Origin of the sequence: Brevundimonas sp. (assembly GCF_030682035.1) — a bacterium.
Taxonomy (GTDB): domain Bacteria; phylum Pseudomonadota; class Alphaproteobacteria; order Caulobacterales; family Caulobacteraceae; genus Brevundimonas.
This window is the reverse complement of the sequence record NZ_JAUXQZ010000019.1, coordinates 12967-32497: the sequence shown is the minus strand read 5'-3', so window position 1 is coordinate 32497 and position 19531 is coordinate 12967. Positions and strand designations below refer to the sequence as shown.

19 protein-coding genes are annotated in these 19531 nt (G+C 66.8%); 18 read left to right on the top strand and 1 reads right to left on the bottom strand.

The window, feature by feature from the left end:
• Nucleotide 1: 1 nt before the first annotated feature.
• The 18 genes from nuoN to Q8K49_RS04215 all read left to right on the top strand — a co-directional run bounded on the left by nuoN (nucleotide 2) and on the right by Q8K49_RS04215 (nucleotide 18137).
• On the top strand, nucleotides 2–1456 hold the full coding sequence (nuoN, locus tag Q8K49_RS04300; protein WP_305304353.1) for an NADH-quinone oxidoreductase subunit NuoN: 1455 nt from the start codon (nucleotides 2–4) through the stop codon (nucleotides 1454–1456).
• 6 nt (nucleotides 1457–1462) lie between these two features.
• Nucleotides 1463–2212, top strand: coding sequence for a biotin--[acetyl-CoA-carboxylase] ligase (locus Q8K49_RS04295; protein ID WP_305304330.1), 750 nt, complete (start codon nucleotides 1463–1465; stop codon nucleotides 2210–2212).
• Nucleotides 2212–2979 (top strand): type III pantothenate kinase, encoded by a 768-nt coding sequence (locus Q8K49_RS04290; protein ID WP_305304329.1) that lies wholly within the window; start codon nucleotides 2212–2214, stop codon nucleotides 2977–2979. The genes Q8K49_RS04295 and Q8K49_RS04290 overlap by 1 nt, the downstream gene beginning before the upstream one ends.
• Before the next feature lie 7 nt (nucleotides 2980–2986).
• A complete protein-coding gene (locus tag Q8K49_RS04285) occupies nucleotides 2987–4663 on the top strand; it encodes a ribonuclease J (protein WP_305304328.1) in 1677 nt (558 codons plus the stop codon).
• A gap of 74 nt (nucleotides 4664–4737) precedes the next feature.
• Nucleotides 4738–5478, top strand: coding sequence for a UMP kinase (gene pyrH / locus Q8K49_RS04280; protein WP_305304327.1), 741 nt, complete (start codon nucleotides 4738–4740; stop codon nucleotides 5476–5478).
• 35 nt (nucleotides 5479–5513) lie between these two features.
• Complete coding sequence (gene frr, locus Q8K49_RS04275) at nucleotides 5514–6071, top strand: ribosome recycling factor (protein ID WP_305304325.1); 558 nt, start codon at nucleotides 5514–5516, stop codon at nucleotides 6069–6071.
• A 30-nt stretch (nucleotides 6072–6101) separates the two neighbouring features.
• A complete protein-coding gene (gene uppS, locus Q8K49_RS04270; protein ID WP_305304324.1) occupies nucleotides 6102–6884 on the top strand; it encodes a polyprenyl diphosphate synthase in 783 nt (260 codons plus the stop codon).
• Nucleotides 6884–7699, top strand: a complete 816-nt coding sequence (locus tag Q8K49_RS04265; RefSeq protein ID WP_305304323.1) for a phosphatidate cytidylyltransferase — start codon at nucleotides 6884–6886, stop codon at nucleotides 7697–7699. Before uppS ends, Q8K49_RS04265 begins: the two co-directional genes overlap by 1 nt.
• Complete coding sequence (gene dxr / locus Q8K49_RS04260) at nucleotides 7696–8892, top strand: 1-deoxy-D-xylulose-5-phosphate reductoisomerase (RefSeq protein WP_305304322.1); 1197 nt, start codon at nucleotides 7696–7698, stop codon at nucleotides 8890–8892. Before Q8K49_RS04265 ends, dxr begins: the two co-directional genes overlap by 4 nt.
• A 23-nt stretch (nucleotides 8893–8915) precedes the next feature.
• The gene (locus Q8K49_RS04255; RefSeq protein ID WP_305304320.1) at nucleotides 8916–10130 is read left to right on the top strand and encodes an RIP metalloprotease; all 1215 of its coding nucleotides are present in this window, start codon (nucleotides 8916–8918) and stop codon (nucleotides 10128–10130) included.
• 32 nt (nucleotides 10131–10162) lie between these two features.
• Entirely contained in the window at nucleotides 10163–12601 is a 2439-nt protein-coding gene (bamA, locus tag Q8K49_RS04250; protein WP_305304319.1) for an outer membrane protein assembly factor BamA, read from the top strand.
• Between the two features lie 32 nt (nucleotides 12602–12633).
• Complete coding sequence (locus Q8K49_RS04245) at nucleotides 12634–13212, top strand: OmpH family outer membrane protein (protein ID WP_305304318.1); 579 nt, start codon at nucleotides 12634–12636, stop codon at nucleotides 13210–13212.
• 7 nt (nucleotides 13213–13219) lie between these two features.
• Nucleotides 13220–14221: a UDP-3-O-(3-hydroxymyristoyl)glucosamine N-acyltransferase gene (gene lpxD, locus Q8K49_RS04240; protein ID WP_305304317.1), complete on the top strand. Its 1002-nt coding sequence runs from the start codon at nucleotides 13220–13222 to the stop codon at nucleotides 14219–14221.
• A 25-nt stretch (nucleotides 14222–14246) separates the two neighbouring features.
• Entirely contained in the window at nucleotides 14247–14711 is a 465-nt protein-coding gene (fabZ, locus tag Q8K49_RS04235) for a 3-hydroxyacyl-ACP dehydratase FabZ (RefSeq protein ID WP_305304316.1), read from the top strand.
• Nucleotides 14708–15496: an acyl-ACP--UDP-N-acetylglucosamine O-acyltransferase gene (gene lpxA, locus Q8K49_RS04230; RefSeq protein WP_305304314.1), complete on the top strand. Its 789-nt coding sequence runs from the start codon at nucleotides 14708–14710 to the stop codon at nucleotides 15494–15496. The genes fabZ and lpxA overlap by 4 nt, the downstream gene beginning before the upstream one ends.
• Nucleotides 15493–16323 carry an LpxI family protein gene (locus Q8K49_RS04225; protein ID WP_305304312.1) on the top strand — a complete coding sequence of 277 codons (831 nt, stop codon included), beginning with the start codon at nucleotides 15493–15495 and terminating at the stop codon, nucleotides 16321–16323. Before lpxA ends, Q8K49_RS04225 begins: the two co-directional genes overlap by 4 nt.
• Nucleotides 16320–17486 carry a lipid-A-disaccharide synthase gene (gene lpxB, locus Q8K49_RS04220; RefSeq protein ID WP_305304310.1) on the top strand — a complete coding sequence of 389 codons (1167 nt, stop codon included), beginning with the start codon at nucleotides 16320–16322 and terminating at the stop codon, nucleotides 17484–17486. The genes Q8K49_RS04225 and lpxB overlap by 4 nt, the downstream gene beginning before the upstream one ends.
• A gap of 90 nt (nucleotides 17487–17576) precedes the next feature.
• The gene (locus tag Q8K49_RS04215; protein ID WP_305304309.1) at nucleotides 17577–18137 is read left to right on the top strand and encodes a hypothetical protein; all 561 of its coding nucleotides are present in this window, start codon (nucleotides 17577–17579) and stop codon (nucleotides 18135–18137) included.
• Between the two features lie 66 nt (nucleotides 18138–18203).
• On the opposite strand, the gene gltA is transcribed toward Q8K49_RS04215, so the two are convergent.
• Entirely contained in the window at nucleotides 18204–19505 is a 1302-nt protein-coding gene (gltA, locus tag Q8K49_RS04210) for a citrate synthase (RefSeq protein WP_305304308.1), read from the bottom strand.
• Nucleotides 19506–19531: the final 26 nt, after the last annotated feature.

The window sequence follows — 19531 nt, the reverse complement described above, 5'->3', positions numbered from 1 at the left end:
GATGCCAGATCTTGATTTCGCCCTGCGCCTGTCCGCCCCCGAGAGCACGCTCGCGGTCGGCGGCCTGGTGCTGTTGATGCTCGGCGCCTTCATGGGCGAGAAGAGCGCGCGCCTCATCTCGATCCTGTCGGTCGGCCTGCTGGTCGCCGCGGCGGCCGTTACCGTGACCGGCCCGCTGGGACAGGCCTTCAATGGCGCCTATGTGGCCGATCCGCTGGCCGTCTACGGCAAGGCCCTGATCTTCCTCTCGAGCGCCGTCGCCATCGTGCTGGGCGACGGCTGGATGCACCGCGCGAAGATCGCCCGGTTCGAATATCCGATCCTGATTGTTCTGGCCTCGGCCGGCATGGGGATGATGGCCTCATCGGGCGACCTGATCTCGCTCTACGTCGGCATCGAGCTGCACTCTCTGGCCCTCTATGTGCTGGCGACCTTCCACCGCGATGACCTGAAGGCGTCGGAAGCGGGGCTGAAGTATTTCGTGCTGGGCGCCCTGTCGTCCGGCCTGCTGCTGTACGGCGCCAGTCTGATCTACGGCTTCACCGGCTCGATGCGGTTCGACGAGATCGCCGCCTACGCCGCCGCAAACCAGTCCACGGGTCTGATCTTCGGTCTGGTGTTCCTGATCTGCGGCCTGGCCTTCAAGGTCTCGGCGGCGCCGTTCCACATGTGGACGCCGGACGTCTATGAGGGCGCCCCCACGCCGGTCGTGGCGCTGTTCGCCACCGCCCCCAAGGTTGCGGCCATGGTGCTGATCGCGCGCACGCTGGAAGGCGCCTTCGCCGGCTCGCACGACCAGTGGGCGCAGGTGCTGATCCTGATTTCGCTGATCAGCTTCGCCGTCGGCGCGTTCGGCGGTCTGGCGCAGAAGGATCTGCAACGGCTGCTGGCCTATTCCTCGATCGCCAACATCGGCTACGCCCTGCTGGGCATCGCCGCCGGGACCACGGCGGGCGTTCAGGCCATGTTGGTGTTCATGACCCTGTACGTCATCGATCAGTTCGGCTTCTTCGCCATCCTGCTGTCTCTGTCGCGCGGAGGCCGGCCGATCCGCAAGATCGCCGATCTGGCGGGTCTGCGGAAGGACAAGCCTCTAACAGCCATTGCGCTGACGGTGCTGTCGCTGTCGGTGCTGGGCATGCCGCCGCTGGCGGGGTTCTGGGCCAAGTGGGCCGTGTTCGGCGCCGCTGCGGACGCCGGCGGAAACTGGATGCTCGTGGCCGCCGTCGCCGGTCTGGTGGCCTCGGTCGTCGCCGGCTTCTACTATCTGCGGATCATCAAACTGATGTGGTTCGATCCGACGCCCGAGGGCGTGGGGCCGACGGATGCGTCGCCGATCGAGGCGAAGACCATCGCCTGGGCCTCGGCGGCCTTCGCCTTCCCGTTGGTCATCGTCGCCATCGGCTGGATCGACCATTTCGCCGGCATCGCCGCGACCGGCTTCGGAGCCGGGTAGGGGCGGATGTCCGCCGCGCCGATCCTGCTGCTCGATCAGACCGACTCGACCAATGCGGACGCCCGCCGGCGCGCGGACGCGGGCGAGACCGGCCCGCTGTGGATCGTCGCCCGGCGCCAGACCGAGGGCCGCGGACGCCGTGGGCGGCAATGGGAAAGCCAGGACGGAAACCTGTTTTCCACCCTGCTGCAATTGACCCGAAAATCCCCCGCCGAGGCGGCGCAGGTGACGTTCGTGGCCGCCCTCGCCATCGCCGACCTGCTGGATGCGTATGCGCCGCCGTCGCTGGTGACGATCAAATGGCCCAATGATGTGATGCTGGCGGGCGAGAAGGCTTCCGGCGTACTGGTCGAGTCCGGAGCGCATGAAAGCGGCGGCCTGTGGCTGGCCGTCGGCGTCGGGGTCAATCTGGCCCATGCGCCGGAGGGGATCGAGCGGCCCGCGACGGCGCTGGTTCACCATCTGCGCGGCGACGTGACCGCGCCGCCCACGGTTGAGGCCGCCGCGGCCCGGCTGGCCGATGCCTTCGATGTCTGGATGGACCGGTGGGAGACGCTGGGCTTCCAGCCGATCCTCGACGCCTGGCGGGCGCGCACCCCGGGGCTGGACGGGCCCGCGGTGGCCCGGTTGGGCCGGGAGACCGTTGCGGGAATAGCTGAGGGGGTGGCGGCCGACGGCGCACTGAAACTGAGGCTGGCGGACGGGAGCCTGCGGCTGATCTCCGCCGGCGACGTCTTCTTCGGGGAGGCCGCGTAATGCTGCTGGCGATCGAGCAGGGCAATACGAACACGCTGTTCGCGGTCCACGACGGGACCGACTGGATCGCCCAGTGGCGCACCGCCACGGAGAGCAGTCGAACGGCCGACGAATACGCCGTCTGGCTGAGCCAGCTGCTGGCCATGCGCGGCCTGTCGATCGGTCAGCTGGACGGCTGCATCATCTCCAGTGTCGTGCCGCAGTCGATCTTCAACCTGCGCAACCTGTCGCGGCGCTATCTGTCGGTCGAGCCGCTGGTGATCGGCGACAATGTCGATCTGGGCATGACGGCGCGGATCACCAAGCCGAGCGAGGCGGGCGCCGACCGACTGGTCAACGCCATCGGGGCCCATCTGGTCTATCCGGGCGACCTGATCGTCATCGACAGCGGCACGGCCACCACCTTTGACGTCATCGCCGCCGACGGAGCATTCGAGGGCGGGGCCATCGCGCCGGGGATCAATCTGAGCCTTCAGGCGCTTCACGAGGCGGCGGCCATGCTGCCGCGCATCGCCATTCAGCGACCGGACCGGGTGATCGGCAAGGACACCGTCTCCAACATGCAGTCCGGCGTCTTCTGGGGCTATGTCGCCCTGATCGAAGGCATGGTTTCGCGCATCAAGGCGGAGTGGGGCAAGCCGATGACCGTCATCGGCACCGGCGGCGTCGCCAGCCTGTTTGAAGGCGCTACAACATCAATCGACCGGTTCGATCCGGACCTGACTATCCGCGGCCTGCTCGAAATCTGGCGGCGGAACACCAACTAAAGGACGCATGAAAAAGAACAGCAACGTCGAACTCGTTTTCGTCCCGCTCGGCGGGTCGGGCGAGATCGGTATGAATCTGAACTGCTACGGTTACGGGCCCGAAGCCAATCGCGAGTGGATGATCGTCGATGTCGGCGTGACCTTCGGTGACCTGTCGACGCCCGGCGTCGATGTGATCGTGCCCGACCCGTCTTTCCTCGACGGCGAGAACATCCGCGGCATCGTCCTGACCCACGCCCACGAGGACCATATCGGCGCCTTGGGCTGGCTGTGGCACCGCATCAAGGCGCCGATCTACGCCACACCGTTCACGGCGTTCCTGATCCGCGAGAAGCTGCGCGAGGCCGGCATTCTGAACGAGGTCAAGATCGTCGAAGTGCCGTTGGGCGGTACGATCGACCTCGGGCCGTTCGAGGTGACCATGATCACCATGACCCACTCCATCGCTGAGCCGAACTCGCTCGCGATCAAGACGCCCTTGGGGACCGTGTTCCACACCGGCGACTGGAAACTGGACCCCAGCCCGGTCATCGGCAAGCCGACCGACATCGCCGCCATCAAGAAGCTGGGCGACGAGGGCCTGTTGGCCATGGTCTGCGACTCGACCAACGTCTTCGTTGAGGGGCAGGCGGGATCCGAAACGGACGCCCAGGCCGGCTTGATCGAACTGATCGGCAGCCTGAAAACCGGCCGCATCGCGGTCGGCTGTTTCGCCTCGAACGTGGCCCGGATGGTCAGCGTGATGAAGGCCGCGCATCTGGCCGGGCGGCGCGTGGCGCTGGCGGGGCGGTCGATGCACCGGATCACGGCCGCGGCGAAACACGTCGGCCTGTTCGACGAGACCCAGCGCATCCTGTCCGAAGAGGAGGCCCGCGTCTGGCCGGCCGACCAGATACTGTACCTCTGCACCGGCAGTCAGGGCGAGGACCGCGCGGCCCTGTCGCGCGCGTCGCAGGGCACCCACCCGTTCATCAAGCTGGGGCTTGGCGACCACTGCATCTTCTCGTCCCGGGTGATCCCGGGGAATGAGCTCTCGATCGCGGCCCTGCAGGACCGGCTCGCCGACCGGGGTGTCCGCCTCTACACCGAGAAGGACCATCCGCACGTCCACGTCTCCGGCCACCCGTGCCGGGACGAGATGAAGCAGATGTACGCATGGGCTCGCCCGCGCATCGCTGTGCCGACACACGGCATGCGCCGGCACCTGGCCGAGCACGCCAACATGGCCAAGGATCTCGGCGTCGCGGAGCAGGTCACGCCGCGCAATGGCGATATGGTGCGGTTGGCGCCGGGCCTCGCGGCCATCATCGATGAAGTGCCCAGCGGCCGGCTTTATGTGGACGGCGGACGTCTGGTCACTGAACAGGGCGAGGCGCTGCATGAGCGTCGTCACGCCTCGACCAACGGCGTCCTGATCGTCAGCTTCGCCATGGACAAGCGCGGCAAGATCGTCAGCGATATCGACGTCCGCGCCATCGGCCTGCCCGGCGATGCGATTTCCCCGTTGGGCGACGCCCTGGATGATCTGGCGGAACGCGCCGAACAGGCGGTGATGAAGCTGAAGGGCGCGGCGCTGGAGGACGAGATGGTCATCGAACAGGCCGTTTCGCGGGTCCTGAAGAAGGCGAGCCAGCAGATCTGGAACCGGCGGCCCATCGTCGAGACCATCATCCTGCGGATGTAATCGCGGCAGTCAGGCCTTTGAACCGGCGGGTTCGCTTTCTATAAGGAGCCGAATCCGCCGCCCAGGACCGCCCCATGCCCGACGCCCCGCCCGAGTTTCTGTACAAGCGCATCCTGCTGAAGGTCTCGGGCGAGGTGCTGATGGGCGATCAGTCCTACGGCATCGATATGAAGACCGTCGCCGGCGTGGCCCAGGCCGTGGCCGACGTGGCTCGCGAAGGCGTCGAAATCTGCCTCGTCATTGGAGGCGGCAACATCTTTCGGGGACTGAGCAAGGCCGCCGGCGACATGGAGCGCGCCACGGCCGACTATATGGGCATGCTGGCGACGGTGATGAACGCCTTGGCCATGCAGTCGGCGCTCGAGAAGATCGGCGTCCAGACCCGGGTGCAGAGCGCCTTGACCATGAACGCCGTGGCGGAGCCCTATGTGCGCCGCCGGGCCCTGCGTCATCTCGAAAAGGGCCGGGTGGTGATCTTCGCCGCCGGCGTCGGCGCGCCCTTCTTCACCACCGATTCGGGCGCCGCGCTGCGGGCGGCCGAAATGGGCTGCGACGCCTTGCTGAAGGGCACCAGCGTGGACGGCGTCTATACAGCGGACCCCAAGAAGGACTCGAGCGCGACCCGCTACGAGACCCTGACCTATCACGATGTGCTGGCCAAGGACCTGAAGGTTATGGACGCATCGGCCATCGCCCTCATGCGTGACTCGGGCATTCCGATCGTGGTCTTCTCGATCCGGGAGAACAATTCGCTGCGCCGGACGCTGACGGGGGAGGGGACCTTTACGGTCATCTCCTCGAAAAAGGCCTCCTGAACCGCCAAAGACAAGAAACCGCGAGAGACACGACTATGGCCAAGCCTGACCTGAAGACCTACCGCGAGCGCATGGACAAATCCGTGTCCGCCCTGAAGGAAGAGTTCAACGGCCTTCGCACGGGGCGCGCCAACGTCGGCCTGCTGGATCCCGTGCAGGTGCAAGCCTACGGCTCCAACGCCCCGCTGAATTCGGTCGCCGCGATCAGCGTGCCCGAGCCGCGGATGATCTCGGTCAATGTCTGGGACAAGACCATGGTCGGTCCGGTCGAGAAGGCTATCCGCGCCGCCGGCCTGGGCCTGAACCCGATCGTCGACGGCCAGACCCTGCGCATCCCCGTACCGCCGCTGACCGAGGAACGTCGCAAGGACCTGGCCAAACTGGCCGGCAAATACACGGAGCAGCAGAAGATTTCCGTCCGCAACGTCCGCCGCGACGCCAATGAGGACCTCAAGAAGGCCGAAAAAGCCGGTGAGATAAGCCAGGACGAGCAGAAGAAGATGGAAACCGAGGTCCAGAAGGACACCGACGCGGCCATCAAGCGCATCGACGAGGCCTTGAGGACCAAGGAAGTTGAGATCATGCAGGTTTGACGGCGCGAATTGCCGTAGGAAACGCGTCGTATGCCCGCCGAACCCCTTCATCCCGCGCTGACTGACGGACCGCGCCCCGGCGATCCCCGGCACGTCGCCCTGATCATGGACGGCAACGGCCGCTGGGCCGAGGCGCGTGGCCTGCCGCGCGCCATGGGCCACCGTGAAGGCGTGCAGGCCTTGAAACGCACGATCGAGGCCGCGCCCCGGTTCGGCATCCGATGCCTGACGGTGTTCGGGTTCTCGACCGAGAACTGGAGCCGACCCGCTGATGAGGTCTCGGACCTGATGGGTCTGGTCCGCTCCTATGTCGCCAGCGATCTGAAACGGCTGGAGCGCGCGGGCGTGCGGGTCCGGGTTCTTGGGCGCCGCGCCGGACTGCCCGCCGACATCATCGCGATCATCGACCGGGCCGAGGCGACGACGGCCCACAACGACAAATTCCTGCTTCAGGTCGCCTTCAACTACGGCGGTCGGGCCGACATCGTCGACGCGGCCCAGCGCCATGTCGACGCTATGCTGGCCGGACAGGCGACGGGTCCGCTGGACGAGGAGTCGCTGGGTCTGGGCCTGTCCACCGCAGGCGCGCCGCCTGTCGATGTGATCGTGCGGACCTCGGGCGAGCAGCGGCTGTCGAACTTCCTTCTGTGGGAGGCCGCCTACGCCGAATTGGTCTATCAGAATGTCCTCTGGCCCGATTATGGCGCCGATGGACTGGCCGACGTGGTCGAGCAATACCGCAACCGGGACCGCCGCTTCGGCGGCCGGGCTGCGCCCGCCGAGGCCGCCGCGCCCGCGCTTGCGGCCGGCTGATGGCGGTCAAGGCCAGCGACATAGGCCTGAGGGCCGCCTCGGCCATCATCCTGGCGCCCGCCGCGGTTCTGGCCATCTGGGCCGGCGGTCTTTGGTTCCTCGGGCTAATGCTGGCGGCATGCTCGCTGCTGGCCGTGGAATGGGCGACGATGAGCGCGGCCAAGGCCTGGCGCGTGATGGCGGGGGCGGTGGCCTTCGGCCTCGTCGCCGGCGTGGTGGCGGCGCACGCCGGACAGCTTTCGCTGGCCCTCGTCATGCTGGTGTTCGGCGCGGTGGCCGCCGGGCTGTTCGCGCGCAATCGGGGGCAGGAGGCGCTGGATGCGGCCTATGGCGTGCTCTATCTCGGCTGGCCGGCGGTGCTGCTGATCTGGCTGCGGGATGTCGATACCCAGAGCGGCCTGGCCTGGACGGTCTCCGCCTTCGTCATCGCCTGGGCGTCGGACATCATGGCCTATGTGGTCGGCAGTCTGGTCGGCGGACCCAAGCTGTGGCCGCGCTTCTCGCCGAACAAGACCTGGTCGGGTTTCATCGGCGGTCTGGGCGCCGGCACGGTCGCGGGCGCCGCCTTGGGGACGTTTCTCGACATGGGCATCGGCGCCGGGTGGGGCGCGGCTCTGGGGCTGGCGGCGGCCCTCGCCACCATGGGCGGCGACCTGTGGGAGTCGGCGCTGAAGAGACGCTATGGCGTCAAGGACGCGGGCAAGCTCATCCCCGGTCATGGAGGTCTGCTCGATCGGGTGGACGGACTGATGTTCGCCGTCGTGGTGGTCGCCTGCGCGCGGCTGATCGTCGGCCTGACCGGCGGCGCTGCATGATCCGGCGGCGGGTGACGGTGCTGGGCGCGACAGGCTCGGTCGGCTGTTCGACTCTGGATCTGATGGCTCAGGCCGAGACCGCCGGGACCGGCGCGTTCGAGGTCGAGGCCCTGACTGGCGGGGCCAATGTCGCCCGGCTGGCCGAACAGGCGCGGCGCTGGAAACCGAAGCTGGCGGTGACGGCCGATCCCGCGCGGCTGGCCGAACTGCGCGAGGCCTTGGCCGGAACCGGGGTGGAGGTCGCCGCGGGCGATCAGGCGGTGATCGAGGCGGCGGCCCGGCCCGCGGACTGGATCATGGCCGCCATCGTCGGCGCGGCGGGCCTGCGCTCGGCCTGGACGGCCGCCGCGACCGGCGCGACCCTGGCTCTGGCCAACAAGGAGAGCCTGGTCTGCTGCGGCCCGGCGTTGATCGACCGGGTCCGGCGCTCGGGCGGGCGGCTGTTGCCGGTCGATTCCGAACATTCGGCCATCCATCAGGTGTTCCCGCATGAGGCGCCGGAACGGGTCGCCCGACTGGTCCTGACCGCCTCGGGCGGGCCGTTCCGCAATGCGCCGCTCGAGGCGCTGAAGTCGATCACGCCGGAACAGGCCGTGGCCCATCCCAACTGGAGTATGGGGGCCAAGATATCCGTCGACAGCGCCACCATGGCCAACAAGGGTCTGGAGACGATCGAGGCGGCCTATCTGTTCGACATGCCGGTCGAGCGGATCGGCGTGGTGGTGCATCCAGAGTCCATCGTCCACAGCCTGGTGGAATACATCGACGGCTCGACCCTGGCCCAGATGGGGCCGCCGGACATGAAGACGCCGATCGCCTACGCCCTCGCCTGGCCCGACCGGATCGCCTGGAACGCGCCGCGGCTGGACCTCGCCGCTCTCGGTCAGCTGACGTTCGAGGCCCCGAACGACGAGCGGTTTCCGGCCTTGAAACTCGCGCGACAGGCGTTACAGGCAGGCGGCGCGGCGCCCATCGTGTTCAATGCCGCCAACGAGGTTGCGGCCCTGGCCTTCCTTGACCGTCGATTGGGCTTTCTCAATATTGCCGCAGTCGTCGCCGACACCTTGTCGCGCGTGACGGCCACGGGGGTGGATTCCGGTTCCGACAACGCCTGCGACGCGGCCCTGGCCGTGGATGCGCAGGCGCGACGGATGGCGGAATCAATCATCCGCGGCATCGCGGCGGCAGCCTGAATGGCGGAGGGACCGATAACGGCATGATGGGCTTTCTCGGTCAGGCGCTGCTTTCCATCGTACCCTTTCTGCTGGTGCTGACCTTCATCGTCACCATCCATGAACTCGGCCATTTCCTCGTCGCCCGCGCCTTTGGCGTGAAGGTCGACCGCTTCTCCATCGGATTCGGCAAGACCATCGTGGCCCGGACCGACAAGCACGGCACCGAGTGGCGGATGGCGTGGCTGCCGCTGGGCGGTTACGTCAAGTTTTCGGGCGATCTGGACGCCTCCAGCGTGCCGGACCAGGCGGGCCTGGCCGAACTGAAGCAGCGGGTGATCGCCGAGAACGGCCCGGGCGCCGAGCGCGACTATTTCCATTTCAAGCCGATCTGGCAGCGGGCGTTGATCGTCGCCGCAGGGCCGGCGGCCAATTTCCTCCTGTCGATGGTGCTGTTCACCGTCCTGTTCAGCGTCGTCGGCGAGCAGGTTCTGGCGCCGCGCGTGGCCACCGTCGAGCAAGGAAGCCCCGCGGCCGAGGCGGGATTTCAGCCGGGCGATCTGGTCGTACGGATCGGCGACCGTCCGATTGTCGACTTCAATGAACTCGAACGCACCATCGTGATGAGCGCGGGTGAACCCCTGCGTTTCACGGTCAATCGCGCCGGGCGCGAGGTCGTGCTGACCGCCACGCCGCAGCGGCGCCTTGAGGACGACCCCGTCGCGGGACGCGTTCGAATCGCCCGGATAGGTTTGGTGCCGGATCAGCGGGTCGAGGATTTCAGCTTCCGCCGTCTGAATCCTGTTGAGGCTTTCGGCAAGGGCGTCGAGACCATCGGCACGACGGTGGCGACCACCGGCACCTACATCGGTCGCATCTTCACCGGCAAGGAATCGGGCGACCTGCTCAACGGTCCGATCGGCATCGCCAAGGCCGCCGGGGGCGTAACCCAGCAGGCGGTCGCGGCGAATCCCGACCCCGGCCGGATGGCCCGCAACCTCGCGCTGACATTTATTGGCTTCGCCGCCATAGTTTCGATCGGAATTGGCATTGTTAATCTGCTGCCGATTCCGGTTCTGGATGGGGGACATCTGCTGTTCTATGCTTATGAAGCTGTGGCCCGCAGGCCAGTCCCCGCTCGCGTTCAGGAGGTCGGCTACCGTGTCGGTCTTGCTTTGCTGGCGGGATTGATGTTGTTCGCGACCTGGAACGACCTGCAGAAGCTGAGCCTGTTCAAATTCCTCGGCGGGCTCGCATGACGAGCCGACGCCAGCCCCCGATGGTTTCCCGTATGATCCGACAAGATGTGTCCGCCCTTCATTTCGCCAGGGTCCTGAGCCCCAGCCTGCTGGCCCTTGCGGCCGCCGCAGGGCTGGCCGGTCCGGCCATGGCCCAAAGTCCGGCTCCGGCCGCACCGGTGATTCAGCCGGCGCCGGTCGAGGTGGGTCCCCCTGTGGCGGCGCAGCCGGCGGCGCCGCAGGAACAGCGGGTCACGATCAATCGCATTCTGGTGCGCGGCAACCAGCGCATCGACCAGACCACGGTCCTGTCCTATCTGCCGATCCAGCCGGGCGACACGGTCGATCCCGCGGTGCTGGACGTCGCCGTCCGCACACTCACCCGCACCCAGCTGTTCGCCGACGTCCAACTGGGCGTCCAGCCGAATGGCGATCTGATCGTCGAGATCGTCGAGAACCCGATCATCAACCAGGTGGTGTTCGAGGGGAACGGCGCGGTCAGCGAGGACAAGCTGCGCGAAGAAGTCACGCTGAAGCCGCGCGGCATCTACACCCGCGCCCGGATCCAGGAAGACGTCGGCAAGATCGTCGAGCTGTACCGCCTGTCAGGCCGCATCTCGGCCACCGTCACGCCCAAGATCGTCCAGCTGGACCAGAACCGCGTCGATGTGGTGTTCGAGATCAGCGAGGGTCCCGAGACTGGCGTGCGGGCCATCACCTTCCTGGGCAATAGCGCCTTTTCGGACAGCGACCTGCGCGAGGTCATGGTGACGCAACAGTCGGCCTGGTACCGTCTGTTCACAACCAATGACAACTACGACCCGAACCGTCTGGACTACGACCGGGAGCAGCTGCGGAAATTCTACACCAACCGCGGCTACTACGACTTCCGGGTTCTGTCGGCGATTTCCGAACTGGCGCCGGACGACAGCGCCTTCGGCATCACCCTGACCGTGGATGAGGGCGATCGCTACAATTTCGGCACGGTCGATGTCGTCACCGAGAACGATCGTCTGAATCCCGACTTCCTGAAGCTGCTGCTGCCGATCCGCACCGGGGACCTGTACGAGAGCGACAAGATCGAGTCGGCGGTCGACGCCCTGACATTCGCGGCGGGTTCGGCGGGCTATGCCTTCGTCGAAATTGACCCGACCTATCGGGCCAATCCCGAGACCGACACCGTCGATGTCACGTTCAACGTCAAGGAAGGCCAGCGGGTTTACGTCGACAGGATCAACGTCATCGGCAACACCCGTACGCTGGACAATGTCATCCGCCGGGAGATGATGCTGACCGAAGGCGACGCCTTCAACCGCACCCTGCTGGAGCGTTCGCGCAACAATCTGCGGGCTCTGGGCTTCTTCAAGGACGTCACTGTCGAGGAGGCCCGCGGTACGGCGCCCGACCGATCAGTGGTCAATGTCACCGTCACGGAACAGCCGACCGGCGAACTGTCCGTCGGCGCCGGCTTCAGCTCGGTCGACTCCTTCGTGGTCAATCTGGGCATCACCGAACGCAATTTCCGCGGCCGGGGCCAGAATGTCGTCGCTCGTGTCGAATGGGGGTCGCTGCGTCAGCAGATGGACTTCCGCTTCACCGAGCCTAAATTCCTCGGCCGCGACCTGCGCGCCGGCTTCGACGCCTTTCACTCGCGCTATGACCTGAGCAAGTTCTCATCCTACGACTACCGCTCGACTGGCGGGGGCTTACGCCTGTCCTATCCGCTGAACGGCTACACCCTGCTGAGCACCCGTTACTTCCTGAAGAGCGATGAGATCATCGTGCCGCAGGGCTTCTGCAACGGCGGTTCCAACGCCCTGTGCGATCAGGCCGGCTCGTTCATAAACTCCTCGGCGGGCTATACCCTGCTGGTTGACCGCCGGAACGATCCCGTTCGGCCGACGCGTGGCTGGACCGGCAGCCTGCGACAGGATTTCGCCGGCATCGGCGGAGATGTGAACTACGTCAAGTCCGAGGCGGACGTGTCGGCCTATTGGGGCATCCGCCCCAACTGGGTCGTGACCGCCACGGCCTCGGTGGGCTATATCGCGGGGTGGGGCGGCGACCCGATCCGGATCAACGACCGCTTCTTCAAGGGCGGCAACAGCTTCCGCGGCTTTCAGACCGCGGGCATCGGGCCGCGTGACCTGACCCCCGGCACCAACAAGGACGCCCTCGGGGGCAATTTCTACGCCATCGGCACGCTGGAAATGACCGTCCCCAACGGTCTGCCCGAAGAGTATGGCATCCGTACCTCGGTCTTCACCGACGTCGGCACGGTCGGAGTTCTGGATGACCGCTACACAACGACGACCGGCGGGTTGCCGAACCCCAATATCGTCGACGAGCTGGCCCTGCGGGCCTCCGCCGGCGTCAGCATTCACTGGCGTTCACCCATGGGTCCCATCCGCTTCGACCTGAGCCAGATCATCGGCCAGCAACAGTACGACAAAACAGAAACGTTTCGCTTCTCGACCTCCACTCAGTTCTAGCGCGGGCGCTATTCCCGCATCAAAGGTTCACGATGAAACTGTTCGCAATCGGCGCATTCGCACTCGCCTCCCTGGCCGCCGGCTCTGCCGCGGCTCAAGCCCAGGCCCCGGCAAATCCGGGTCCGGTCCTGCCCGGCGTCTGTGTCTTCCACAACGACCGCCTGCTCGCCCAGTCGACGGCCGGTCAGTCCGTCCAGGCCGGCATGCAGCGGCTGATCACCGAAGTGCAGGGTGAACTCGCCCCGTACGGCGCCACGCTGCAGACCGAGGCCCAAGCCTTGCAGCAGGGCGGCCAGGCGGCTGATCCGGACGGCTCGCGCATGCGGGCCTGGCGGCAGCGCGCCGAAGAGGCCCAGCAGCTGGAGCAACGCCGTCAGGCGGAGCTACAGTACACCCAGCAGATGCAGATCCGGGCGATCGCCCAGTCTGCCGACCCGATCCTGGTCGCCGTCTATCAGGAGCGCGGCTGCGGCCTGCTGCTGGACCGTTCGGCTGTCTATATCTTCAACCCGGCCATGGACGTCACCGACATCGTCGTCCAGCGCCTGAACACGAGCCTGCCGTCGGTATCCTTCAACCGTCTCGAAGTGCCCGCCCAACAGCAGCAATAGGGCCGCCATGCCCGATCCGCGTTTTTTCGACAACCTGCCGTCGCTGAGCGTCGCGGAGCTGGCCGAACGGATCGGGGGCGAAGTCATCCGGGGCGGGGACCGACAGGTCTCCGCCGTCGCCCCCCTCGGGTCCGCCGGGGCCGGGGATGTCGCCTTTTTGGGGGATCGCAAATTCGCCGCCGCCCTGGGCCAGACCCGGGCCGGGTGCGTGATCCTGCCCGCCGCCGCGCTTGAGGCCGCGCCCGCGGACGCCGCCATCATCGTTTCCGATGAGCCGCAAGCCGCCTGGGCGCGGGCGTCGGCGTCCCTTCACCGGGCCATCCCGCTCTCAGAGGCTGATCGCGAGGAAGCCGCCGAGGACCACACGGTCGTGTTCGAGGCCGGCGTCGTCATCGGCGCCGGCGCGCGGATCGGCCGGGGCACCTGCATCGGCGCCAACAGCGTCATCGGTCCGGGCGTCCAGATCGGCCGCGACTGCGTCATCGGCTACAATGTCAGCGTCGGTTTCGCCCTGATCGGAGATCGCGTCCGACTGATGTCCGGCGCCCGGATCGGCGAGGCGGGGTTCGGCGCGGCGCGCTCGAAGACCGGGCCGGTCGATGTTCCCCAGCTGGGCCGGGTGATCCTGCAGGATGGGGTCACCGTCGGGGCTAACTCCTGTGTCGACCGCGGGGCCTATGACGACACCGTCGTCGGCGAGAACACCAAGATCGATAATCTGGTCATGATCGCTCATAATTGCGTCATAGGCCGCAACTGCCTGATGGCCGCCCATACGGGTATTTCGGGCTCCTGCATCGTCGGCGACAACGTGATCTTCGGCGGCCAGGCGGGCATCGGCGATCATATCCGCATTGGCGAGGGGGCTCGCGTGGCGGGCGGGGCCGGGGTGCTGGCTGATATTCCGGCCGGCGAGACCTGGTCAGGCTATCCGGCCAAACCGATCCGACAGTCCTTGCGCGAAGCGGTCTGGCTCGCCAAACAGGCGTCCGGAAAGGCGCGTTCCTAGCGCCGTCGGCGAGGAAGGCCGCAGGATGAGCGACGACGGCAGGATCGACTATGCTGAGGTGATGCGGCGGCTGCCGCACCGCTATCCCTTTCTGCTCATCGACAAGGCCGAGGATTTCGTCGCCAACACCTCGATCACGGGCATCAAGAACGTCACTCACAACGAGCCCTATTTCCCCGGGCATTTCCCGATCGATCCCGTCATGCCCGGCGTGATGATCATCGAAGCCATGGCCCAGACCGGCGCCCTGCTGATGTCCAAATCGATGGATGTCACGGTCGAGGGCAAGGTGATCATGTTCATGTCCATCGACGGCGTCCGCTTCCGCAAGCCGGCCCGGCCGGGCGATCAGTTGCGGATGCAGGTAGTGGTTACGAAGAGGCGCGGCGACATCTTCAAATTCCGCGGTGAGACCTTCATCGACGGCAAGCTGGCCTCGGAGGCCGATTTCGCGGCCATGATGGTCACTGTCGACAAGCCGGTCGCATGAGCCGCATCCATCCCACCGCGGTCGTCGACGCCGGCGCGCAGCTGGCGAACGGGGTCGAAATCGGCCCATGGAGCATTGTCGGACCGGGGGTGATCCTGGCCGAGGACGTGCGTCTGGCCAGCCATGTGGTGATCCAGCAGGACACCACCGTGGGCGCCCGCACGGTCATCCATCCCTTTTCCGTCATCGGCGGCGATCCCCAGCACGGGGGCTACAAGGGCGAGCCCGTACGGCTCGAGATCGGCCAGGACAACCTGGTACGCGAGCACTGCACCTTCAACCGGGGCACGCCCGGCGACCGCAAGCTGACGACCATCGGCGACCACTGCCTGTTCATGACCGGGGCTCATGTCGGCCACGACGCGGTCGTCGGCGATCACGTCACCTTCGCCAACCACGCCACGCTCGGTGGGCATTCGCGGGTCGGGAGCCGGGTATTCCTGGGCGGGCTTTGCGCGGTTCACCAGTTCGGTCGGGTCGGGCAGGGGGCCATCGTGGGCGGGCTGGCGGCGGTGACGCGCGACGTGATCCCCTATGGCTCGGCCTGGGGCAACCACGCACAGCTGCACGGGCTCAATCTGATCGGCCTCAAGCGCAAGGGCTACGACAAGAGCGCCATCCGCCGTCTGCTAGCCGCCTATCATGAGTTGTTCGAGGGCGGAGGGACCTTCGCCGATCGGCTGGACGCGGTGGAGGCCGGTTTTGACGACTTGCCGGAGATCATGGAGATCGTCGCCTTCATACGAGAGGACGGCAAACGTCCTCTTTGCCTGCCGGGCGAATGAGCAAGCTCGGCCTGATCGCTGGCGGCGGCGCCTTGCCGGTATCGGTGGCGGCGCGGTGCGAGGCCGAAGGTCGGCCGGTGTTCGTCGTGCGGCTGGCCGGCTTCGCTGATCTGCATCTGGCGCGTTATCCGGGCATTGAGGCCGGCATGGCCGAGTTCGGCAAGATCCTGTCGGCGCTGAAGAAGGCCGGCTGCACAGGCGTATGTTTCGCCGGCACGGTCAGCCGCCCGGACTTCAAGACCCTGAAGCCCGATCTGAAGGGCGCGACCCTGCTGCCCGGCATCATCGCGGCGGCGTCGAAGGGCGACGACGCCCTGCTGCGCAAAATCCTGTCGGTGTTCGAGGCCGAGGGCTACGCCATCGAGGGCGCTGACGACATCCTGGGCGGAGAGACCCTGCCGGACGGGGCGCTGGGCGCCGTCTCGCCGACGGAGGCCCAGCTGGCCGACCTAAGGAAGGCCTTGTACGTCGCGGAAAAGGCTGGCGAACTGGATATCGGCCAGGGTGCCGTGGTTTGCGACGGTCTGGTGCTGGCGGTCGAGGCCCAGGAGGGCACGGACTCCATGCTGGCCCGGGTCGCGGGCCTGCCCGCCGACCTGCGCGGCTCGGCCGCGGACCGCAAGGGCGTACTCGGCAAGGCGCCCAAGCCGATCCAGGACCTGCGGGTCGACATGCCGGTGATCGGCGCCCGGACCATTGAAATGGCCGCCGCCGCAGGGCTGTCCGGTGTCGGCGGCATAGCGGGCAAGCTGATCCTGATCGACCGGGCCGGGCTGATCGAGGCCGCCGACCGGCTGGGCCTGTTCGTCTGGGGCCAGCAACGGTGAGCCGGCCGCTGAAGATCATGCTGGTCGCTGCCGAGGCTTCGGGGGATGCGCTGGGGGCCGGCCTGGCCGGGGCGTTGAAGGCGCGGCCTGGAGCGGACGTAATGTTCGTTGGCGTCGGCGGGCCGCGGATGGCGGAACAGGGGGTCGAAAGTCCCTTCGATATCGCCGAACTGTCCATTCACGGCTGGGTGGAGGGGTTCAGGGCCTACGGCATCGTCAAGCGGCGCGTGGCCGACACGGTGGCGCTGGGCCTGGCCGAAAAGCCGGATGCGGTGGTGCTGATCGACAGCTGGGGGTTCACCATCCGGGTGGCCAAGGCGCTCAGGACTGCTCTGCCGGGGGTGCCGCTGATTAAATACGTCGGGCCTCAGGTCTGGGCCTCGCGGCCGGGGCGGGCCAAGACGCTGGCGGCGGCGGTCGACCACCTGCTGGCCCTCTATGCCTTCGACGCCCCGTGGTTCGAGCGCGAGGGTCTGGCGACGACGGTGGTGGGGTCGCAGGCCCTGCATGTCGACATGAGCGGAGCCGACCCCGCCGCCTTCCGGGCCGCGCGCGGGATTGCGGCGGACGCGCCCCTGCTGGTCGTTCTGCCGGGCAGCCGGCCGTCCGAAATCCAGCTGATGACGCCGGTCTATGAGGCCGCGATCGCCCGGCTGAAGGCCTCCGATCCGACGCTGGAGATCGCCGTGGTCGCCGCCGGGACCGTCGCGGCGGATGTCACGGCGCGGGTCGCCACCTGGCCGTTCCGCGCCCATGTGGTCGGAGAGGACCAGAAATACGCCGCCATGCGCGCGGCCACGGTCGCCCTCGCCACCAGCGGCACCGTCTCCACCGAACTGGCCCTGGCCGGTGCGCCCATGGTCATCGCCTACCGCTTCCAGCCGCTCAGTTATGCGATCATGAAGCCATTCTTCACCGGGAAATACGCGACCCTGTTCAACCACGCCGCGGATGAAGAGATCGCGCGCGAACTGATCCAGAACGACGCCACGCCGGACCGGCTGGCCGGGGCGGTCAGGCGGCTGCTGGCCGATCCGGAGGCGAGGCGGGCGCAGGCGGATCGCCAGACGGCGGCGCTGGACCTGATGGGGCGGGGCGGGGCCGATCCGTCGGCGCTGGCGGCCGAGGCCGTGCTGAAGGTGATCGCGGCAAGGGCGACATAGTCGTTGGCCCGTTAATATCCCTCGGAATTCTTCGGTTTGTGCGGACTATTCCGATGCAACTAAAGTGCGTTCCGGGGATGGGGGCCAGCCATGGACATCGCAGAGCATTCAATCACGCTGATTTCGATCATCGTCGGGCTGGGCCTGACGGAGATGCTGGGCAACCTATTGCGCCTGATCCGCAAGCGGGACCAGGTCCGTTGGGACCCGCTTGCACTCGCCTGGGTCGCGGGGATGGTTCTTCTGGTCCTGAACTACTGGTGGGCGCTCTATCTCGGGCTCGACGGATCGGGGCAGGCCCGCACCGCAGCCGAACTCGGACTGGTGCTGGCGCCGCCGCTCCTGTTGTTCGTGACCACCGCCAGCGCCCTGCCGAATTTCGAGCCGGACAGCGACTGGGACATGCGGCGTCACTATGCGGCGCATCGCAAGGTCTTCATCCTGACCTTCGCCCTTTATCAGGTTTCCACCTGGGCCGTGGCTTTGCTGACGGGCAGCATTTCCCTCGACATCCGCACCGTGAGCCGCGCCGCAGTCCTCGCCCTTCTGGTCTCGATGCTGGTGATCAAGTCCAGACGGTGGGACTGGGCGTGCGTCCTGATGATCCTCGGCCTGCTGGCCTTGCGCCTCACGACGCAGGTGGTGCGATAATGGCAGGCACAAACGAAAACGCCGGGGCTGAACCCCGGCGTCCGGTATTCCGGCGACGTGCGCGCCTCAGCCCCGCTTCTGGATCGGCACGTAATCCCGCTCCGTCGGCCCCGTATACAGCTGCCTCGGGCGGCCGATCTTCTGGCCGGGGTCGGCCATCATTTCCTGCCACTGGGCGATCCAGCCGACGGTGCGGGCCAGCGAGAACAGGACGGTGAACATCGAGGTCGGGAACCCCATCGCCGACAGGGTGATGCCCGAATAGAAGTCGACGTTGGGGAACAGTTTCCGCTCGATGAAATATTCGTCGTTCAGGGCGATCTCTTCCAGCGCCTTGGCGACCTGGAACAGCGGGTCGTTGGGATCGCCGACGGCGGCCAGCACCTCGTCGGCGCTCTCCTTCATCACCCGGGCGCGCGGGTCGTAGTTTTTGTACACGCGGTGGCCGAAGCCCATCAGCTTGTATTTCTTGGCCTTCACGCCCTCAATGAACTCCGGGATCCGGTCCGGCGTACCGATCTCCTTGAGCATGTTCAGCGCCTCCTCGTTGGCGCCCCCGTGCGACGGGCCCCACAGGCAGGCGATGCCGGCGGCGATACAGGCGAAGGGGTTGGCGCCCGAAGACCCGGCCAGGCGGACGGTCGAGGTCGAAGCGTTCTGCTCGTGGTCGGCGTGCAGGATGAAGATGCGGTCCATGGCCCTGGCCAGCACCGGATTGACGACATAGTCCTCAGCCGGAACCGCGAAACACATGCGCAGGAAATTCTCGGCGTAGTTCAGGTCGTTGCGCGGCGATACAAAGGGCTGGCCGATCGAGTATTTGAACGCCCGCGCGGCCAGGGTCGGCATCTTGGCGACCAGGCGGATGGCCGAGATGTTGCGCTGGACCGGATCATGGATGTCCAGGCTGTCGTGATAGAAGGCCGACAGGGCCCCTACGGTCCCGACCATGATCGACATCGGGTGGGCGTCGCGGCGGAAGCCCTCGAAGAAGCGGTCAAACTGGGCATGCAGCATGGTGTGCATGATGATGTTGCGCTCGAAAGCCTCGTATTCGGCGGCCGTCGGCAGTTCGCCGTGCAGCAGCAGGTGGCAGACCTCGATGAAGTTCGACTTCGACGCCAGCTGATCGATCGGATAGCCGCGATGCAGCAGGGTGCCGATATCGCCATCGATGAAGGTGATCGCGCTTTCGCAAGCCGCGGTCGAGGTAAACCCCGGATCGTATGTGAAGGCGTCCGTCGCCGCGTACAGCTTGCGGATGTCGATCACATCGGGGCCGGTCGACCCCGAAAGGACGGGGAGTTCAACGCTCTTGTCGCCGTAGGTCAGGGTAGCGGTACCGGCGGTCTTGGCTTGTTCAGTCATGTCAGCCCCATGGTGAAGGCGCGGGG